Consider the following 18,645-nt stretch of genomic DNA (forward strand, 5'->3'; position numbering starts at 1 on the left):
TTGCGGGCGCGCACACATGGTCCGTGAATCCTCGAAAAACACAAAGGAATCCCGGGCTTTATGTGCAAAAAGTAGTGGCCGGCCTGCTGCCGGGTCCGAATCCCGGACCCAGCCATTGTAAGCAGACCGGCCACCCTTGCGTGTCAGTGGTGTGTCGCGAGCACGCGAACTTGGCTGATGGTTGTCAGTCCTAGTCCTCCAGGTCAACCTCGCGGACCATATCGGCGCCAATTCCTGCCTTGATGGCTTCCAGTACCTGCTGCGGAACGGAGCTGTCGATGGTCAGGAGTGCCAGGACCTGGCCACCCTCGGTCTGGCGCGCAACCTGCATGCCACCGATGTTGATGTTGTTCATGCCCAGGATGTGGCCGATGGTGCCAATGACACCGGGACGGTCTGCGTACGCCACGACGACCAAGTGCTCGCTGATGGGGATTTCCACGTCATAACCGTTGACGCCCACAAGCTTCTCCACTTGCTTGGGACCTGTCAGGGTACCCGCAACGGAAATCTGGGAACCGTCACTGAGCGCACCACGGATCGTGAGGACGTTGCGGTAGTCCTCGGCGTCCGGGGTGGTGATCAGGCGCGTATTGATGCCACGCTGCTCGGCGATGACCGGGGCGTTGACGTAGGAGACCTGCTCCGTGACGACATCAGCGAAGACGCCCTTCAAAGCAGCGAGCTCAAGCACCTTGACGTCCAGTGCGGCAATCTCGCCGGCAACCTCGACGTCGATCTGGGTGAGCGACGCATGGGTCAGCGCCGTGAAGATCCGGCCGAGCTTTTCGATCAGCGGAATACCCGGGCGGATGTCCGGGGCGATCACGCCACCTGCAACGTTCACGGCATCCGGGACGAGCTCGCCAGCCAGGGCAAGCCGAACGGACTTGGCCACCGAGACGCCGGCCTTTTCCTGGGCCTCGTCAGTGGATGCTCCGAGGTGCGGCGTCACGACGACGTTGTCGAGTTCGAAGAAAGGCAGGTCCGTGCTTGGTTCCTTGACGAAGACGTCCACGCCGGCACCGGCAATCTGGCCTTCCTTCAGGGCGATGTAGAGTGCTTCCTCGTCCACCAGGCCACCGCGGGCCACGTTGACGACGTAGGCCGTTTCCTTCATCTTGCGGAAGGCGTCGGCGCCAAGCATGCCCACGGTCTCGGGGGTCTTTGGCATGTGGATAGTGATGAAGTCAGCGTTTTCCAGGAGTTCATCAAGGGTGACGAGCTTGACCCCGAGCTGCGCGGCACGAGCGGCCGTAATGTAGGGGTCGTAGGCCAGGATCTCGGTGTCGAAGCCCTGCAGGCGGGCTGCCACAAGGGCACCGATACGGCCCAGGCCGATGATGCCGATCTTCTTTTCGAAAAGTTCGATGCCCGTGTACTTGGAACGCTTCCACTCACCGTTCTTCAGCGCGGAGCTGGCCTGGGGAATGTGGCGGGCGAGGCTCAGGATGTGGCCCACCGTAAGCTCGGCCGCTGAAACGATGTTGGACGTTGGGGCGTTGACCACCATGACGCCGGCCTGCGTTGCGGACTTGATGTCCACGTTGTCCAGTCCCACGCCGGCACGGGCGATGACCTTGAGGTTCTTCGCAGCGGCAATGGCTTCGGCATCAACCTGGGTAGCCGAACGAACCAGGATTGCGTCGACGTCGGCGATGGCGGACAGCAGCTGGGAACGGTCGGCGCCGTCGGTTTGGCGGATTTCAAAGTCCGGGCCCAATGCCTCGACGGTGGCGGGTGAAAGTTCCTCAGCGAGGAGGACGACGGGTTTGGTGGCTGACACGGGGTGGCACCTTACTTTGGACAACTTGGGACAGGACTGGACAAGGAGCGGATGCGGGGCCCGGACACGACGCCGGGACCAGCCCAGAATATCGAACCTGGACAGGGATTCCGGTGCCGGTGAACGATGTTACGGCCGGGTTGGGGAAGTTGTGAAGAAATTCACAGGACGCCGCGTGGGGACGGGCGGCTGCAAACAGCGGCGCCCGCCCGGCTTTGTTCGCCGGACGGGCGTCGGTTTCAGTGCTTGGGGCACTGGCAAAAGGGTCAGCGGGCTGCGGAACCTTCGACGTAGTCCTGGTCCTGCTGCTGCCAGGAGAACAGGGAACGCAGCTCGCGGCCAACTTCTTCGATCGGGTGCTGCTCTGCCTTGGCGCGCAGTTCCTTGAACTCGACGGCGCCGTTGTCCTGGTCCTCGATGAAGCGCTTCGCGAAGGCTCCGCTCTGGATGTCCGCGAGGACAGCCTTCATGTTTTCCTTGACGTCGGGGGTGATGACGCGCGGGCCGGAAACGTAGTCGCCGTACTCTGCGGTATCGGAGACGCTCCAGCGCTGCTTGGCGATGCCGCCCTCCCACATGAGGTCAACGATGAGCTTGAGCTCGTGAAGGACCTCGAAGTAGGCGATCTGCGGCTGGTAGCCGGCTTCAGTGAGGGTTTCGAAGCCGTACTGCACCAACTGGGAAACACCGCCACAGAGGACGGACTGCTCGCCGAAGAGATCCGTTTCGGTTTCTTCGGTGAAAGTGGTCTTGATGACACCGGCACGCGTGCCACCGATGGCCTTGGCGTAGGACTTCGCCAGCTCCCAAGCAGAACCGGATGCGTCCTGCTCAACGGCGATGATGTCCGGGATGCCTCGGCCGGCCTCGAACTCGCGGCGCACGGTGTGGCCCGGAGCCTTCGGAGCGATCAGGATGACGTCGACGCCGGCAGGGGGCTCGATGTAACCGAAACGGATGTTGAAGCCGTGGGCGAAAGCCAGGGCCTTACCTTCGGTCAGCTTGTCCTTGATGGAGTCGTTGTAGATGGAGCGCTGGTGCTGGTCCGGCGCCAGGATCATGATGACGTCGGCCCATTCGGCGGCGTCGGCAACGTTCTTGACCGTGAAGCCGGCGTCCTCTGCCTTGGCGGTCGACTTCGACCCTTCCTTCAGCGCGATAACAACCTCGACGCCGGAATCGCGCAGGTTCAGTGCGTGGGCGTGGCCCTGGGAACCGTAGCCGACAATGGCAACCTTGCGACCCTGGATGATCGACAGGTCTGCGTCGTCGTCGTAGAACATTTCAGTCACTTGCGTAACTCCTCTTGAGTGGTTTCTGGATATTGATGTGGTGCTGCGGTACTGGACGCAACGCTCGGCATGGCATGCTAACGCAGGCCTATGCCTGTTTCCTACGCGGAGCGGAGCGCCCTGTCACTCATGGAGCGGGATCCCCGTCCAACGGCCAGGGTGCCGGACTGCACGATTTCACGGATGCCGAACGGCTCGAGCACTGAGAGCAGTGCAGCAAGCTTCTCGGGGGTACCGGTTGCCTCGATCACCAACGAGTCTGTAGAGACGTCGACGACGGCGGCACGGAACAGGTCTGCAGCTTGGGTTACCTGCAGGCGTGTCGCGGCATCCGCACGTACCTTGACCAGGATGTGGTCGCGTTGTACGGAAGATTCGGAAGTCAGCTCAACAATCTTGATCACGTTGATCAACTTGTTGAGCTGCTTGGTGACCTGCTCGATGAGGTCGCCGTCGGCATCGACGACAACCGTCATGCGGGACATGCCGGGAACCTCGGTGGGCCCCACAGCCAGGGAGTTGATGTTGAATGCGCGCCGGGCGAAGAGGCTGGCAACGCGGGTCAGCACGCCGGGCTTGTCTTCGACCAGAACGGACAGTGTGTGGCGGCTCATGCCTAGTCCTCCTCTTCCCATTCCGGGGTCATGTTGCGGGCAACCTGGATCTGGTCATTGCTGACACCTGCGGGGACCATCGGCCACACCATTGAGTTGGGGCTGACAACGAAATCGATCACCACGGGGCGGTCGTTGATTTCAAGCGCCTTCTGGATGGTGGCATCGATGTCTTCGTCCCGCTCGCAACGCAATGCGGCACAACCGTAGGCATCCGCCAGCTTCACGAAGTCCGGAATGCGGACGGTGTCGTGGCCAGTGTTCAGATCAGTGTTCGAGTAGCGGCCTTCGTAGAACAGTGTCTGCCATTGGCGGACCATGCCCAGCGAGGAGTTGTTGATGATGGCAACCTTGATGGGGATGTTGTTGATGGCGCACGTTGCCAGTTCCTGATTGGTCATCTGGAAGCAGCCGTCGCCGTCAATGGCCCAGACCACGCGGTCCGGTTCGCCAACCTTGGCACCCATCGCTGCAGGAACCGAGTATCCCATGGTTCCGGCTCCCCCGGAGTTCAGCCAGGCGTGGGGGCGCTCGTACTTGATGAACTGCGCAGCCCACATCTGGTGCTGGCCCACTCCGGCCACGTAGATACCTTCCGGACCCGTGAGCTCGCCAATGCGCTTGATGACGCGCTGCGGGGCCGACAATCCGTCCTCGGGCTCAGTCCAGCCCAAGGGGTAGGTGTCCCGCAGGTTGCCCAGGAACGCCCACCAGGCGTCAAGGTCGGGTGCGCCGCTTTGCTCGAACTGCGTCTTAACGGCCTCGGTCAGTTCAGGAATGATCTCCTTCACTGAACCGACAATGGGGACATCGGCAGTCCGGTTCTTGGAGATTTCCGCGGGATCGATGTCTGCGTGGATCACCTTGGCGAAAGGAGCGAACGTCTTCAACACACCCGTGACGCGGTCATCGAACCGGGCACCGAGGGTGATGAGGAGGTCTGCCTGCTGCAGGGCGGTGACTGCGGATACTGAACCGTGCATGCCCGGCATTCCAACATGGAGTGGATGCGAGTCAGGGAAGGCCCCGCGGGCCATCAGGGTTGTGACTACCGGCGCTCCGGTTGCCAGCGCCAGTTCCATGAGTTCTGCAGAGGCGTGTCCCTTGACCACACCGCCACCCACGTAGAGAACGGGCTTGCTGGAGGCAGCGATCAACTTTGCGGCTTCGCGGACTTGCTTGCTATGGCCACGGACCACGGGACGGTAGCCCGGCAAGTCAACCTTCGGAGGCCAAGAGAAGGTCATCTGGCCAACCTGGGCATCCTTGGCAATGTCCACGAGGACGGGTCCTGGACGGCCGGTGGAAGCAAGATGGAAAGCTTCTGCCATGACATGCGGGATGTCATTGGGGTCGGTCACCAGGAAGGAGTGCTTGGTGATGGGCATCGTGATGCCCACGATGTCCGCTTCCTGGAATGCGTCCGTACCAATGACGCCACTGGCGACCTGGCCGGTAATGGCCACCATCGGCACGGAGTCCATGTGGGCATCCATGATGGCGGTAACGAGGTTGGTGGCACCGGGTCCCGAGGTGGCGATGCAAACGCCAACCCGTCCGGTAACCATGGCGTAGCCTTGCGCGGCGTGGCCGGCTCCCTGTTCGTGACGGACCAGGATGTGATTCATGCTGGAGGCCATCAAGGGGTCGTAGGTGGGCAGGATCGCGCCACCGGGCAAACCGAAAATATCGTCCACGCCGAGTTCTTCGAGCGAACGGACAATTGCTTGCGAGCCGGTCATCACCGTTGGGGGTACAACGTTGTTCGGCCCAAGTACAGGAGAGAGAGGTGCAGCAGTGTCGACGACGACGGCTTCAGCCGTACGGTCGACCTTTTCCGGAGCCTTTGGGGCTCCAGCGGACTTTGCAGCCATCAGCGAGGGGCTGATCGGCGATCCTTTGCTCATCGGACTCTTCCTTAGTGGATCTTCAATTGATGGGTCTTGCTTCTTGGTACTGCTTCACTGCTTTGCGCATTGCACGCGGTCACACCGAGCGACCGCGGGTAATAAAAAAACCCCTCAGCCTTCCGGCTTTTCGAGGGGTTGCGCGTGACAGTTCGTTACCAGTCGGGCTAAGCCACGCGCTTGGTAAGTACGACGACGCCGACGGTAACGAATGAGATCATGCGTTCAGTGTTCCCTCTAAATGAGATACGTGTCAATTGACCACTATCGTATCTCACCATATGGACAGCGGTGTCCGCCCATCGGACTCCCCTGCCCAAAGGCAGGCGGAGTCCGAGGCAGGCATCACCCGCAGTAAGCGCCGGTCGAGGCGCTGTGGACCAACTTTGCGTACTTGGCCAGGACCCCCTTGGTGAACTTTGCCGGCAGCGGCTCCCAGCCAACCTTGCGGGCTTCAAGCTCAGATTCGTCCACCAGGAGGTCGAACGAACGTGCCGCGATGTCCACACGAATGCGGTCGCCGTCCTGGACGAAGGCGATGGGACCGCCGTCGACCGCTTCAGGCGCAACGTGGCCGATGCACAAACCGGTGGTACCGCCGGAGAAGCGCCCATCAGTCAGAAGCAGCACATCCTTGCCCAGGCCTGCGCCCTTGATGGCACCGGTAATCGCGAGCATTTCGCGCATGCCCGGACCGCCCTTTGGTCCTTCATAGCGGATGACCACGACATCGCCCTTGTGGATCTCGCCATTGTCGAGTGCATTCAGGGCCCCTTGCTCGCGCTCGAAGACGCGGGCTGTGCCCTCAAAGACATCCGCGTCGAAGCCGGCGCTCTTCACCACGGCCCCTTCCGGAGCCATGGTGCCGTGCAGGATGGTGATGCCACCAGTCTTGTGGATGGGGTTGTCCAGTGCCCGGAGAATCTTGCCGTCGAGGTCCGGCGGGTTGATTGAGGCGAGGTTCTCCGCAAGCGTCTTGCCGGTGACGGTGAGGCAGTCACCGTGCAGCAGACCGGCGTCGAGCAGTGCCTTCATGATGACCGGAACGCCACCGATCCTGTCCACGTCAGTCATGACGTAGCGGCCGAACGGCTTGAGGTCGCCAAGGTGCGGGATCTTGTCACCGATACGGTTGAAATCGTCCAGCGTCAGTTCCACCTCGGCCTCGCGCGCAATAGCCAACAGGTGCAGCACCGCGTTGGTGGAACCACCGAAGGCCATGGTGACGGCGATGGCATTCTCGAAAGCCTTCTTGGTCATGATGTCGCGGGCGGTGATGCCCAGGCGGAGCAGGTTCACCACCGCTTCGCCGGACTTGCGTGCAAACTCATCACGACGGCGGTCGGCCGAGGGTGGGGCGGCTGAACCCGGAAGGGACATGCCCAGCGCCTCGCCAATGCAGGCCATGGTGTTCGCAGTGTACATACCGCCGCAAGCGCCTTCGCCCGGGCAAATTGCCTTTTCGATACGGTCAAGGTCTTCGCGGCTCATCTTGCCTGCGGCGCAGGCACCAACAGCCTCGAAGGCATCGATCAGGGTGACTTCCTTCTCGGAGCCGTCCTCAAGCTTGACCCAGCCGGGCATGATCGAGCCCGCGTAGAGGAAGACGCTGGCGAGGTCCAGCCGGGCGGCAGCCATCAGCATTCCGGGGAGGGATTTGTCGCAACCAGCCAGGAGGACAGAACCATCGATGCGCTCGGCCTGCATGACGGTCTCCACGGAGTCAGCAATGACTTCACGTGAGACCAAGGAGAAGTGCATGCCCTCGTGGCCCATGGAAATACCATCCGAGACGGAGATGGTGCCGAACTGCATGGGGAATCCACCGCCTGCGTGGACGCCTTCCTTGGCACCCTGGGCAAGACGGTTGAGGGAGAGGTTGCAAGGCGTAATTTCGTTCCAGGAACTGGCTACACCAATTTGCGGTTTGGCGAAATCGTCATCCCCCATCCCAACGGCACGGAACATACCACGCGCGGGCGCGGCGTGAATTCCGTCGGTTACGACCCTGCTGCGGGGCTTGATGTCCGGTTTGGTATCTGTCGCAATTTGGGTGGCGTCGCTCATGTTCCAAAGTCTATGTGTCCACGGCAGCGGCCTACGACGTAATCGGCCCGGGTTAAGCACCAAGAGAAGAATATTTCCTCTTCCCCGACGGAAAACCGGCCATTTCCACGAGAACACCAACTGCATCACAACCGGCGGTGGACCGCGCCTAAACGCTGGACACCCCATTAGCAGCCACGTAACGTCGGAAATACCACTAACTGCACCCTGTGAGCAGAAGGGCCTCACCATGGACTGGTTGATTTGGGTCATTGTTATTGTGCTGATCGTCGCGATTGTTTGGTGGCTCCTGAGCCGCAACAACGCCAAAAATTCACCAACTGCACCGTTAGGCGATACCCATAGCACGGGGACCCCGGGCCGGCCGGGCACCACCGCTCCCGCCGCCATGGAACCCAGCGACGCGATGCCCATGCCTGATACAGCTACGGCCGTGGCAGGCGTAGCAGGCTTGGCTGGCGTCACGAATATGGGGAAGGCAGCGGCCGAGGGCAGCGGCCCCACCGAATCCAGTATGGAATCACGCGTAGAAGCAGAAGCACACGCCGGACCACCCGTGGACGAACCTGTCATTGAAACGCCTGAGGTGGAGGAGCCCGTAGTCGACGAACCGGTGGTGGATTCGGACGCACAGGTCACAGCCGGGGACGTCGATGACTGGGAGGCTGCCGGGACGCCGCCGTCCGCACCCATGGTGGCGGAGCCCACTGTTTCCGAGCCCGCCATTTCCGATCCCGCTGTTGCCGAACCCGCTGTTGCCGAACCCGCGGACGGGGTCACAGCGGATGACGTAACGCGTGCCGATAACACGTCAAAAATGGATGAGGCACGAGACAGTGCCGCAGACAAGGCAGAGTGGGAATCCTCGTGGACCGATGCAGGCGGAACCCCGATCCACCATCACGAATATACAGACCCGCACTCGGCCACGCTGGCTGGTGCCGAGACCGCGGCCTCTGAAATGGCCGACGACGATTCAACCGCCCCAACAGGCCATCTGGCCGCGGAGCATCCATACGGGGTTGGCTCCGCAGGAGCCGCAGCGGACGGCAGTGGCCCCGATGGCTATCCAGTCAAGGCCGATGCCGCGACCATGACCTATCACGATGAAGATACCGCCGGCTACGACGAAGCCAGCGCCGATGTCTGGTTTGAATCGGCCGCACACGCGGAAGCGGCCGGATTCCGCCCCCCGCCGCGCAACAGGCACTAAACCGGACAGGCACTAAACCGGACAATTACTGATTCAGTTTCGGGGATCGTTCGCGGGAGAGCGCGATATGGACAGGCTTCCAGGAGAGGCAGGCGGCCGGCTTGCTGCCGGTTTCTGCCGGGTACCTGCCAGTGGTGCAGTAATGCCGGTTCGTGCCGTAGCGCTTCTACTGCCGGTATTTCTTCTGGCAGCTTGCACGGGTAGTCCGTCATCACCCGGGCCGGCAGCCACGCCTGATGGCCCCATCAGTTCCAGCGTCTCCGTATCGCCGGGGACTGGGACCGGATCGGCGTCGGCGCCAGCTGTTCCAGGAAAACTGGACGTACAGCAAAAGCTCGACGTCGGTCTACAGCTGCCGTGGTCCGTCGTCTTCCTGCCGGACGGCACAGCGGTGATATCCGAACGTGATTCGGCCCAGGTCAAGAGCATTCGTGATGGCCGGGCTACAACCATGGGCGAGGTTGCCGGCGTCGAACCTGGTGGTGAAGGCGGGCTGCTGGGCCTTGCACTGTCTCCTGGGTTCACCACCGACCGTTGGCTCTACGCCTATTTCACGTCAGCCACCGACAACCGGATCGCCAGAATGCGCTTGTCGGAAGAGCCAGGAGGCAAGTTGATCCTGGGCGGCCCTGAAGTGGTCTTTTCCGGAATATCGAAGGCTTCAACCCACAACGGCGGGCGGATCCGCTTCGGCCCTGACGGGTTCCTTTACGTAGGCACCGGCGATTCGCAGCGACGGGAACAACCCCAGGATACGAACGCCTTGGGCGGGAAGATCCTCCGCCTAACTCCCGAAGGACGCCCCGCTCCGGGCAACCCGTTCGGCGACAACCCCGTCTATAGCTATGGACACCGGAACGTTCAGGGTTTGGCATGGGACAGTGAAGGGAGGTTGTGGGCCAGCGAGTTTGGTCCGGACGTGGACGACGAATTGAACCTGATCACCCCTGGCGGTAACTACGGTTGGCCCACCGTGACAGGCGCCCCGGGCCGGAACGGCCTCATTGACGCCAAAGTTGTGTGGCCTTCAACCGCTGACGCGTCGCCCAGCGGATTGGAAATTGCCGACGGCGTGGCCTACACCGGAGCCCTTCGTGGCCAACGGCTTTGGGCCGTGCCGCTCAACGGCGACAAAGCCGGTACACCTGTGGCTTACTTCACAGGCGAGTACGGCCGGCTGAGGGACGTCGCCAGGGCTCCTGATGGGACGTTGTGGGTCCTCAGCAACAACAGAAACCCTGATTTTGCGCTGATTTTGCGGCCCCACCCGTGAAGCAACAAGCCTCGGCGCCGCCGATTTCCCTCATCCGCTGAAGTCGTGTAGAGTTACTTGTCGTTGCGGAGATCGCCGAGGGAAACAAAGCCATCGGGTTGGTCGAAATCAACAGCTGCACCTCTAGCTCAACTGGCAGAGCAATTGACTCTTAATCAATGGGTTCCGGGTTCGAGTCCCGGGGGGTGCACCAAGGAAAGGCCTTGGAGTGATATTCACTCCAAGGCCTTTTTTCGTTGCCTTTGTCCTGCTCGAACACCACTCTTCGTGCAATACATCATGCTGGAATAATTCTGGTTAGTCACCGGCAAAAAGTGGTGTAGAGTTATCTGTCGTTGCGGACGTCAATGGGGAATATGATTCCCTGGATTGACCGAATCAATAGCTGCACCTCTAGCTCAACTGGCAGAGCAATTGACTCTTAATCAATGGGTTCCGGGTTCGAGTCCCGGGGGGTGCACAGAAAGGAAAGGCTCCGGATCGTTGCGACGATCCGGAGCCTTTCTGCTTCCTCGGGCGGGTCGGCCCTCAGGCCGGAGGGTTGGAGTCCCCTGCCGGGCGGTCAAGCGCGGGTATCCCGGCAAGTCCCCGTACCACGGTCCTAAGTTCCTCCCGCAGCCGGGCGGTATCTACCTCAACCGGTGCGAGCACGTCCTGCTCAAGTCGCACCGCTTCGGCCAAAGCTGCGGAGCCTGCGTCTGTAAGCGTCACAACGTGGCTGCGACGATCCGAATCGCTTCGCTGACGGCTCACGTGTCCATGCAGTTCAAGCCTTGCAAGTGTGGTGCCCATGGTCTGCGCCTTGACCCTTGCAACTTCAGCCAACGCCGCCTGCGTGATGGGCCCCTTCGCAGCAAGGACTTCCATGGCGATAACGCCGGCATGCGTCAGTCCGATGTTCTTCAATTTTTCATTCCACGAGATTTCCACGAGTCGCGCTGCCGTTGATAGCAATCGCGTGGTGGGCCATCTCTCCATATCTGGCATGCCGCCAGTATATGCGCGCGGCACGTGTTGCCGTTGCTTCTGGCCACTAAGCTGGGGAGTCGCGAACGTTAGCAAGGAGCAAATTATGGCAGAACGTCTTATTCCGGGTGATGTAGCTCCGGACTTCACACTTCGGGACCAAGATGGCAACGACGTCAATCTTTCGGACTTCCGTGGACGAAAGACCATTGTCTACTTTTATCCAGCAGCATCTACGCCAGGCTGCACCAAGGAAGCGTGTGATTTCCGGGACAGCCTCGCGTCCCTCCAGGCTGCAGGCTACGAAGTAGTGGGAGTTTCTCCCGATTCCATCAAGGCACTGGCCAAGTTCGCGGGCGAAGAACAACTGACATTCCCCGTGCTCTCGGACGAAGACCACTCGGTAGCCGACGCCTACGGCGCCTGGGGCGAGAAAAAGAATTACGGCCGCACCTACATGGGCCTGATCCGTTCCACGATCGTGGTGGATCCGGACGGAAAGGTCCACTTAGCCCAATACAACGTCCGGGCAACAGGCCACGTCGCCAAGCTCCGCCGCGACCTCAAACTGGACAAGTAGCGGGTACACTGGAGGCCGGAAGAAGGCTCCGGTCAGCCCATGGGCAGTCCAGTGGCCAGCCAGCGCGAGTGGTGAAATTGGCAGACACGCAGGATTTAGGTTCCTGTGCCTTCGGGCGTGGGGGTTCAAGTCCCCCCTTGCGCACAGTGGTTCGAGCAACACAGCAGTAACGCAGTGGTTAAGAGCCACGGATTCTGAAACACCCCCGGTTCGCTGAGCGGTTCATGCGGACCCGGGGTGTTTTTCCTCAAGCAGACGGGGACCACGCCCCGCACAACACGCCCGAACGGGCACTGAGGGCGTTCAACTAGACTGGAATGCGGTCTGGCCGAAGCCGGCCACAGCACTTCCGACCGGCTTGAGGGGACAAGAGTGGCAAGCAGCAAGATACGGCGGCTGGGAAAAATGTTCACGGCAGTCGCCGTGACCCTGGGCCTGGCATCGTGTACCGGAACGCCGGGCCCTGCAGCGTCCTCATCAGCAAGCAGCACGGCGGTTGCGGAGCCGACGGCCACCTTCAACTTCGGCACGGCGTCCATGCCGTTGGGGCTCGACCCTGCGATGACAGCGGATTCTGAGTCATACCGCATCACTCGTCAGGTCCTTGAGGGGCTGGTGGGCGTGGACGGCACAACCGGTCAAACCACTCCACTGCTCGCCACGGAATGGAAAGACAGCAACAACGGGCTGAGTTACGACTTCAAGCTCCGTGAAAAAGTGACCTTCCATGATGGAACGCCGTTCGATGCTGCCGCCGTCTGCGCCAACTTCAACCGCTGGTTTACCTTTCCCGCGGACCTGAGGAAACAAGCGCCGGGGATCTCTTTCCAAAGCGTCTTCAAGGCGTATTCGGACGAGCCGGTGTTTTCGATTTTCAAGGACTGCAAGGTGCTTTCCGCCAGCAACGTCCAGATCAACCTCACCCGACCCTTCACGGGCTTCCTGCAGGCGCTGACGCTCCCCGCCTTTGCGATGTCCTCCCCCACGGCTTTGGAAGGACAGAAGGCCAACGTCCTGGACAAGGTGCAGAATGGCCAGGCGGTCTCGGCCTACGCCAGCCATCCAGTGGGGACAGGTCCTTACGTTTTCAGCACCTGGGACGAACACAAGATAACGTTGGCCACCTATAAGGGCTACTGGGGCAATAGGGGCCAAATCGGCACCATCAACTTCGTCCCTTACGACCACGCTGAAACGCGGCAGCAAGCGCTCCTGGACGGCAAGATCGACGCCTACGATCTTGTGACTTCCGGCACCTTTGACCAACTCGTAAAAAAGGGCGTCCAGATCATCCAGCGTGACCCGTTCTCCGTGATGTACCTGGGCATGAACCAAGCGGTGGCACCCTTGGACAAGTTGGAGGTCCGCCAAGCTATCGAGATGGCAATCGACAAGGAATCACTGATCCGCAGGTTCTTCATCGACAACACGGCGCAAGCTTCACAATTTGTTCCCCCGAAGCTCAGTGGTTTCAACAACAATGCTCCTTCCTTGGGTTACAACCCGGAGAAGGCGAAGGAGCTTCTGGAGAAGGCCGGCTACAAGGGCGAGGAACTGAAGTTCTACTATCCGCGGAACGCCACCCGGGCGTATATGCCCACGCCGGAGAAGATCTACGCCGAGATCAGTCGCGAGCTCGTTGCTGTAGGCATCAACATCAAGCCGGTCCCCGTGGATTGGGAGGACGGCTATCTGCAAAAGGTACAGTCCCCTGGCGACCACGCGCTTCACCTGCTCGGCTGGAATGGCTCCTACGCGGATGCTGACAACTTCCTGGGGCCCCTTTTCGGAGAGGCCAGGGGTGAGTTCGGCTATACGGATTCGGAAGTCTTCCATAAGATCGAGCGGGCCCGCGCCCTGCCCAATGGTGATGAACGGAATACCCAGTACCAGTCCATCAATGCCGAGATCGCGGCGTCGGTGCCCGCCGTGCCGATAGCCTTCCCTATCTCTGCCTTGGCCCTGTCCGACAAGGTGGAAAGCTACCCCGCTTCACCAGTCCTCAACGAAGTTTTCACAAACGTCCGCCTAAAGCCTTGACGATTCCCCGCAATTTCAGTATTGCGTCTGCCCGGGGATATTCTGTGACAGCCAGTGCCGCCGCTAACGGAGATTGATCGTGACCTTCATTTCCAAGACTCAACATGCCGACGTCGTCCTTATTGGCGGCGGAATCATGAGTGCCACCCTTGGTGCGTTCATCAAGCAACTCGAACCCACCTGGACCATCTCCCTCTTTGAACGACTCGACGAAGCGGGACTCGAAAGCTCCGGACCATGGAACAACGCCGGCACCGGACATGCTGCGCTGTGTGAGCTTAACTACTCCCCCGCAGCCAAGGACGGATCCGTGGATCCTTCCAAGGCCATCCACATCAACGAACAGTTCCAACTGTCCCGCCAGTTCTGGTCCCATTTGGTGGACAGCAATGTTATTGGCTCTCCCAAGGGCTTCATCAACACTGTTCCGCACATGAGCTTTGTCATTGGCGATGATCACGCGAACTTCCTGAAGACACGGTACGAGGCCCTCAAGCCCAACACGCTGTTCCGCAGCATGGAATACACCGAGGACCAGGACAAGATCGCCAAGTGGGCTCCGCTCATCGTCAAGGGCCGGGACCGCAAGCAGCGCGTTGCAGCCACCCGCGCGGCGGAAGGCACCGACGTCGATTTCGGCGCACTAACCCGTGAGCTGACCGGCTACCTGCAGGCCACCGGCGCCGAGGTCAACTTTGGCCACGACGTCACCAACATCCACCGTGCGGCAGGCGGCGGATGGGACCTTTCCCTTAAGCACCCCAAATCTGGTGAGCATGGCCGCATCCACGCCAAGTTCGTCTTTGTGGGTGCCGGTGGTGGCGCACTCCACCTGCTTCAAGCCTCGGGAATCCCGGAAAGCAAAGGCTATGGCGGCTTCCCCGTCTCCGGCCAGTTCTTCCGCTGCACAGACCAGTCCATCACCTCCCAGCACAGCGCCAAGGTCTACGGCCAGGCATCTGTTGGCGCCCCGCCCATGTCCGTACCCCACCTGGACACGCGGTTCGTTGAGGGCAAACGCTCCCTCCTCTTTGGACCGTATGCCGGTTTCTCCACGAACTTCCTGAAGACCTCCAGCTACCTGGACCTCCCGCTGTCCATCCGCCCGGGGAACATCATTCCCATGCTGGCAGTGGCCAAGGACAATATGGACCTCACGGCGTACCTCATCAAGGAGGTGGCCAAGCGCCACGAAGCGAAGGTGGAATCCCTGCGCGAGTACTACCCCGAGGCTGTGGGCGGTGACTGGGAGCTGATCACTGCAGGCCAACGTGTCCAGATCATCAAGAAGCACCCGCAAAAGGGTGGCATCCTGCAGTTCGGCACCGAGGTCATTGCGTCCCGCGATGGTTCCATCGGCGCGCTGCTGGGAGCGTCCCCGGGAGCTTCCACCGCGGTCCCGATCATGATTGAACTGCTGCAGAAGACGTTCCCCAAGAACTTCAAGGGCTGGCAGTCCAAGCTCAAGGACATGATGCCGGGCTATGGCGTGAAGCTTAACGAGAACCCTGAACTTGCCGCGGAGCTTGAGGCAAGCACTGCACGGTCGCTGCAGCTGGAAGTGGCCAACGCCCTCCAGAGCTAGGCCCGCCGGGGCTGCGGCCGGTTCCCGTCAGCCGAATTATTCCGTAGATCTCAGGAGACTATGCAATGTTCCGCCTGGCCACGCTGTCCCTGGGAAACCGTGCCCTGATCGCGCTGATCACCGTCTTTGCGGCGGTGTTCGGCGTGATCACCATGGGCTCGCTCAAACAGGAACTCATTCCGTCGATCGAGTTTCCGCAGATCACAGTTATCACGTCCATGCCGGGCGCTTCTCCCGAAGTAGTGGACAAACAGCTCAGCAGGCCACTTGAGACGGCCCTGAACAGCGTTGAGGGACTCGAGTCCACCACCTCAACGTCCCGCAATGGTGTTTCGCAGATCACCATGGTGTTCACGTACGGCTCCAACCTTGACCGTGCACGCAACCAGATCGACCGCGCGATTTCCAACGCCAAACGCGTGCTTCCGGCGGACGTGGAGCCTCAGTCCATTGCGGGCAACATTAGCGACTTTCCCATCGTGTTCCTCGCCGTTTCCTCGGATAAACCGCTGAGCGAACTTAATGCCGACCTCCAGCGCTTGAGCATCCCCCGGCTGCAGAAGATTGACGGTGTCCGCGGCGCCGACCTGACTGGCGGCGCCAAGCAACACATCCTGATCCAGCCCCGCCCCGCCGATCTTGCGGCCAAAGGCGCATCCGTCCAGTCCATCAGCAGCACGCTGAAGAACAACGGGACGCTGGTTCCCGTGGGAACCATTGAGGACCAGGGCAAATCCCTGTCGCTTCAGCTCGGCAGCCCGGTTGATTCCCTCGACGTCATCAAAGGCTTACCGCTATCGGGCGCAAAGGATTCGGCAACCATCGGAACTGTGGCCGATGTCAGCATCGAGGACGATGCCGCCACCTCCATCACGCGCACGAATGGCAAGCCATCGCTGGCAATATCCGTCACCAAGAAGCCCGAAGGCGACACCGTGGCGATCTCGCATGCGGTCCGCGCTGCCATAGCACCGATGGAAGCCGAGCTGGGCAACAACACTGTCTTCACTCCTGCCTTCGATCAAGCTCCTTTCATTGAAAAGTCCATCACGGACCTCACCACCGAAGGCCTCCTCGGACTGGGATTCGCAGTCGCCGTCATCTTGGTCTTCCTCATGTCCGTCCGCTCCACGCTGGTTACCGCCGTATCCATCCCGCTATCCCTGCTGATCACCTTCATCGGCATTTCGGCCACGGGCTACTCCTTGAACATCCTCACGCTGGGCGCACTCACCATTGCAATCGGCCGTGTTGTTGACGACTCGATTGTGGTTATCGAGAACATCAAGCGCCACTTGAGCTACGGCGAGCACAAGCTGACCGCCATCATCACGTCAATCCGCGAGGTGGCCGGCGCCATTACGGCGTCCACCCTCACCACGGTGGCGGTCTTCCTGCCCATAGCGTTCGTGGGCGACCTGGCCGGCGAGTTGTTCCGACCCTTCGCCCTGACGGTAACCATCGCCCTGTTGTCTTCCCTCCTGGTTTCCCTCACGATCGTTCCCGTCCTTGCCTACTGGTTCCTGTCTTCCCCCCGCAACGGTGCGGAGGCAACAAACAAGGACACTGCCGAGAAGGCACGCGAAGCGGAAAAGCGGAGCCTGCTCCAGCGCGGCTATTTGCCAATTCTCGCGAAGACGCAGAAGCACCCCGTGATGACCCTGTCTGCAGCAGCCTTGGTGCTTGCAGCAACAGCCGCTGTCTCGCCCCTGCTTGCCACGGACCTTCTGGGACGCTCGGGCGAGAACAGCATGACCGTGCGCCAGGTCCTACCGGCCGGAACAAGTCTGCAGGCCGCCAGCGATGAGGCTAAGAAGATCGAGGAAATCCTCCGCGGCGTGAATGGCATCAAGGACTTCCAAGTAACCTCCGGCAATGCCCAGACTGGTTTCGCCGCGCTGACTTCCACGGGTTCCTCCAACTCGACCTTCACGATTGTCACGGACGAAAAAGTAGACCAGAAGAAGCTCCAGGACGACGTCCGGTCCAAACTTACGGGAGCTGCAGGAAAAATAACCGTGGGCTCCCAGCAGGGCGGTTTTGGCACCTCCTCCACTGTGGACGTCACCATCAAGGCCGCAAATTCCGCTGATCTCCAGTCCGCCAGTGATGCCATGGTCAATGCCATGCAGGGCGTACCGGGCAGTACCGAGGTGTCCACCAACCTCGCCGCAAACCAGCCTGTCGTCCAAGTGCGCGTGGATCGTTCAAAGGCAGTGGCGGCTGGACTGACCGAGGAACAAGTGGGCGGCTTCCTGGCGTCCACCGTGAGCCCGGTCCCGGCAGGTACGGTACGAATCGAGACCAACGACTACCCGGTCCAGATTGGAAAGGGAACGCGCTTTACCAGCATCGCGGCGGTACGTGCACTGCCACTTCCGACGGCGCGTGGTCCAGTAACGCTTGAAAGTATCGCCACCGTCGAACAAGTGGACACGCCCGTGTCCATCACGAGCAGCAACGGCCAGCGGACCGCAAAGGTGACCGTCACGCCGTCGGGGTCCAACCTGGGCAGCGTCAGCACCGAGGTGCAGAAGCGGTTGGCGTCCGTCGAATTGCCTGCCGGCGTCACTGCCACGATCGGTGGAGCCACCACGCAGCAGGCAGAATCGTTCCGACAACTTGGCCTGGCTCTCCTGGCCGCGATCGCGATCGTCTACGTGATTATGGTTGCTGCCTTCAAATCGCTGGTGCAGCCCCTGATCCTGCTGGTTTCTGTTCCGTTCGCCGCCACTGGAGCCGTGGGCTTGCTGCTGGCCACCGGTGTCCCTCTAGGGTTGCCGTCGCTCATTGGCATGCTGATGCTGGTTGGCATTGTGGTCACCAATGCAATTGTGCTCATCGACCTCATCAATCAATACCGTAAGCCGCACAACGGCGCGGCGGGCATGAGCGTGGCCGATGCCATCACCCACGGCGCCCGCCAGCGCCTGCGCCCCATCCTGATGACGGCGTTGGCCACGGTGTTCGCGCTGACTCCGATGGCCCTGGGGCTCACTGGTGGTGGTGGTTTCATTTCGCAGCCGCTGGCAATCGTGGTGATCGGTGGCCTTGTCTCCTCGACGGCGCTAACACTCATCCTTGTCCCCGTCCTTTACAAGCTGGTGGAGGGACGCCGGGAGAAGAATCAACTCCTGAAGCAGTTGCGGCAGCGCCCCGACGTAACGCAAGGTAAAGGAAATGACGCGACCGGGCCAGATGACTTTGTCGATTGGACCACTGGAATGGTGCCCCGCGTGACGGGACGCCGGGCGGCGAACAACCCCGCGGAGTAGAGCCGCATCACAGCCAACAGGGCCGGGAACAATTCCCGGCCCTGTCC

12 protein-coding genes and 3 tRNA genes are annotated in these 18,645 nt (G+C 61.0%); 9 read left to right on the plus strand and 6 right to left on the minus strand.

Annotated elements, in window-relative coordinates; translation table 11 throughout:
• Positions 1–190: 190 nt before the first annotated feature.
• From serA to ilvD, 5 genes are all read right to left on the minus strand, one after another.
• Entirely contained in the window at positions 191–1,786 is a 1,596-nt protein-coding gene (gene serA / locus ACZ5G6_RS15180; protein ID WP_223933339.1) for a phosphoglycerate dehydrogenase, read from the minus strand.
• Between the two features lie 266 nt (positions 1,787–2,052).
• Positions 2,053–3,078, minus strand: a complete 1,026-nt coding sequence (gene ilvC, locus ACZ5G6_RS15185) for a ketol-acid reductoisomerase (RefSeq protein ID WP_498686324.1) — start codon at positions 3,076–3,078, stop codon at positions 2,053–2,055.
• Between the two features lie 101 nt (positions 3,079–3,179).
• Positions 3,180–3,692 carry an acetolactate synthase small subunit gene (ilvN, locus tag ACZ5G6_RS15190; protein WP_216923893.1) on the minus strand — a complete coding sequence of 171 codons (513 nt, stop codon included), beginning with the start codon at positions 3,690–3,692 and terminating at the stop codon, positions 3,180–3,182.
• A gap of 2 nt (positions 3,693–3,694) precedes the next feature.
• A complete protein-coding gene (locus ACZ5G6_RS15195) occupies positions 3,695–5,599 on the minus strand; it encodes an acetolactate synthase large subunit (protein WP_223933341.1) in 1,905 nt (634 codons plus the stop codon).
• 345 nt (positions 5,600–5,944) lie between these two features.
• Positions 5,945–7,666 carry a dihydroxy-acid dehydratase gene (ilvD, locus tag ACZ5G6_RS15200; protein ID WP_223933344.1) on the minus strand — a complete coding sequence of 574 codons (1,722 nt, stop codon included), beginning with the start codon at positions 7,664–7,666 and terminating at the stop codon, positions 5,945–5,947.
• A 229-nt stretch (positions 7,667–7,895) separates the two neighbouring features.
• Between ilvD and ACZ5G6_RS15205 the strand changes: the two genes are divergently transcribed.
• From ACZ5G6_RS15205 to ACZ5G6_RS15220, 4 genes are all read left to right on the plus strand, one after another.
• A complete protein-coding gene (locus tag ACZ5G6_RS15205) occupies positions 7,896–8,879 on the plus strand; it encodes a sunset domain-containing protein (protein ID WP_498686328.1) in 984 nt (327 codons plus the stop codon).
• A 142-nt stretch (positions 8,880–9,021) separates the two neighbouring features.
• Positions 9,022–10,152: a PQQ-dependent sugar dehydrogenase gene (locus tag ACZ5G6_RS15210; RefSeq protein WP_498691900.1), complete on the plus strand. Its 1,131-nt coding sequence runs from the start codon at positions 9,022–9,024 to the stop codon at positions 10,150–10,152.
• A 117-nt stretch (positions 10,153–10,269) separates the two neighbouring features.
• A tRNA-Lys gene (locus ACZ5G6_RS15215) sits at positions 10,270–10,345 on the plus strand.
• A gap of 194 nt (positions 10,346–10,539) precedes the next feature.
• Positions 10,540–10,612 (plus strand) — tRNA-Lys (locus ACZ5G6_RS15220).
• Positions 10,613–10,680: 68 nt separating this feature from the next.
• Here the strand turns inward: ACZ5G6_RS15220 and ACZ5G6_RS15225 are convergent.
• Positions 10,681–11,139, minus strand: coding sequence for a MarR family winged helix-turn-helix transcriptional regulator (locus ACZ5G6_RS15225; protein WP_223933346.1), 459 nt, complete (start codon positions 11,137–11,139; stop codon positions 10,681–10,683).
• An 85-nt stretch (positions 11,140–11,224) separates the two neighbouring features.
• On the opposite strand from ACZ5G6_RS15225, the gene bcp reads away from it, so the two are divergent.
• From bcp to ACZ5G6_RS15250, 5 genes are all read left to right on the plus strand, one after another.
• Entirely contained in the window at positions 11,225–11,698 is a 474-nt protein-coding gene (gene bcp, locus ACZ5G6_RS15230) for a thioredoxin-dependent thiol peroxidase (protein ID WP_223933347.1), read from the plus strand.
• Positions 11,699–11,760: 62 nt separating this feature from the next.
• A tRNA-Leu gene (locus tag ACZ5G6_RS15235) sits at positions 11,761–11,842 on the plus strand.
• A gap of 228 nt (positions 11,843–12,070) precedes the next feature.
• Positions 12,071–13,738 carry an ABC transporter substrate-binding protein gene (locus tag ACZ5G6_RS15240; RefSeq protein WP_223933349.1) on the plus strand — a complete coding sequence of 556 codons (1,668 nt, stop codon included), beginning with the start codon at positions 12,071–12,073 and terminating at the stop codon, positions 13,736–13,738.
• A 79-nt stretch (positions 13,739–13,817) separates the two neighbouring features.
• The gene (locus ACZ5G6_RS15245) at positions 13,818–15,323 is read left to right on the plus strand and encodes a malate:quinone oxidoreductase (protein WP_223933351.1); all 1,506 of its coding nucleotides are present in this window, start codon (positions 13,818–13,820) and stop codon (positions 15,321–15,323) included.
• A 65-nt stretch (positions 15,324–15,388) separates the two neighbouring features.
• A complete protein-coding gene (locus ACZ5G6_RS15250) occupies positions 15,389–18,598 on the plus strand; it encodes an efflux RND transporter permease subunit (RefSeq protein WP_498686333.1) in 3,210 nt (1,069 codons plus the stop codon).
• The last annotated feature ends 47 nt before the right edge of the window (positions 18,599–18,645 follow it).

The sequence above is a fragment of the Arthrobacter sp. TmtSoilC51 genome, from assembly GCF_055388015.1.

Bases quoted from the DNA above. Each gene is read 5' to 3' on its own strand.
- ilvN (WP_216923893.1), bottom strand. From the start codon at position 3,692: ATGAGCCGCCACACACTGTCCGTTCTGGTCGAAGACAAGCCCGGCGTG.
- ACZ5G6_RS15195 (WP_223933341.1), bottom strand. From the start codon at position 5,599: ATGAGCAAAGGATCGCCGATCAGCCCCTCGCTGATGGCTGCAAAGTCC.
- ilvD (WP_223933344.1), bottom strand. From the start codon at position 7,666: ATGAGCGACGCCACCCAAATTGCGACAGATACCAAACCGGACATCAAG.
- ACZ5G6_RS15205 (WP_498686328.1), top strand. From the start codon at position 7,896: ATGGACTGGTTGATTTGGGTCATTGTTATTGTGCTGATCGTCGCGATT.
- ACZ5G6_RS15210 (WP_498691900.1), top strand. From the start codon at position 9,022: ATGCCGGTTCGTGCCGTAGCGCTTCTACTGCCGGTATTTCTTCTGGCA.
- ACZ5G6_RS15225 (WP_223933346.1), bottom strand. From the start codon at position 11,139: ATGCCAGATATGGAGAGATGGCCCACCACGCGATTGCTATCAACGGCA.
- bcp (WP_223933347.1), top strand. From the start codon at position 11,225: ATGGCAGAACGTCTTATTCCGGGTGATGTAGCTCCGGACTTCACACTT.
- ACZ5G6_RS15250 (WP_498686333.1), top strand. From the start codon at position 15,389: ATGTTCCGCCTGGCCACGCTGTCCCTGGGAAACCGTGCCCTGATCGCG.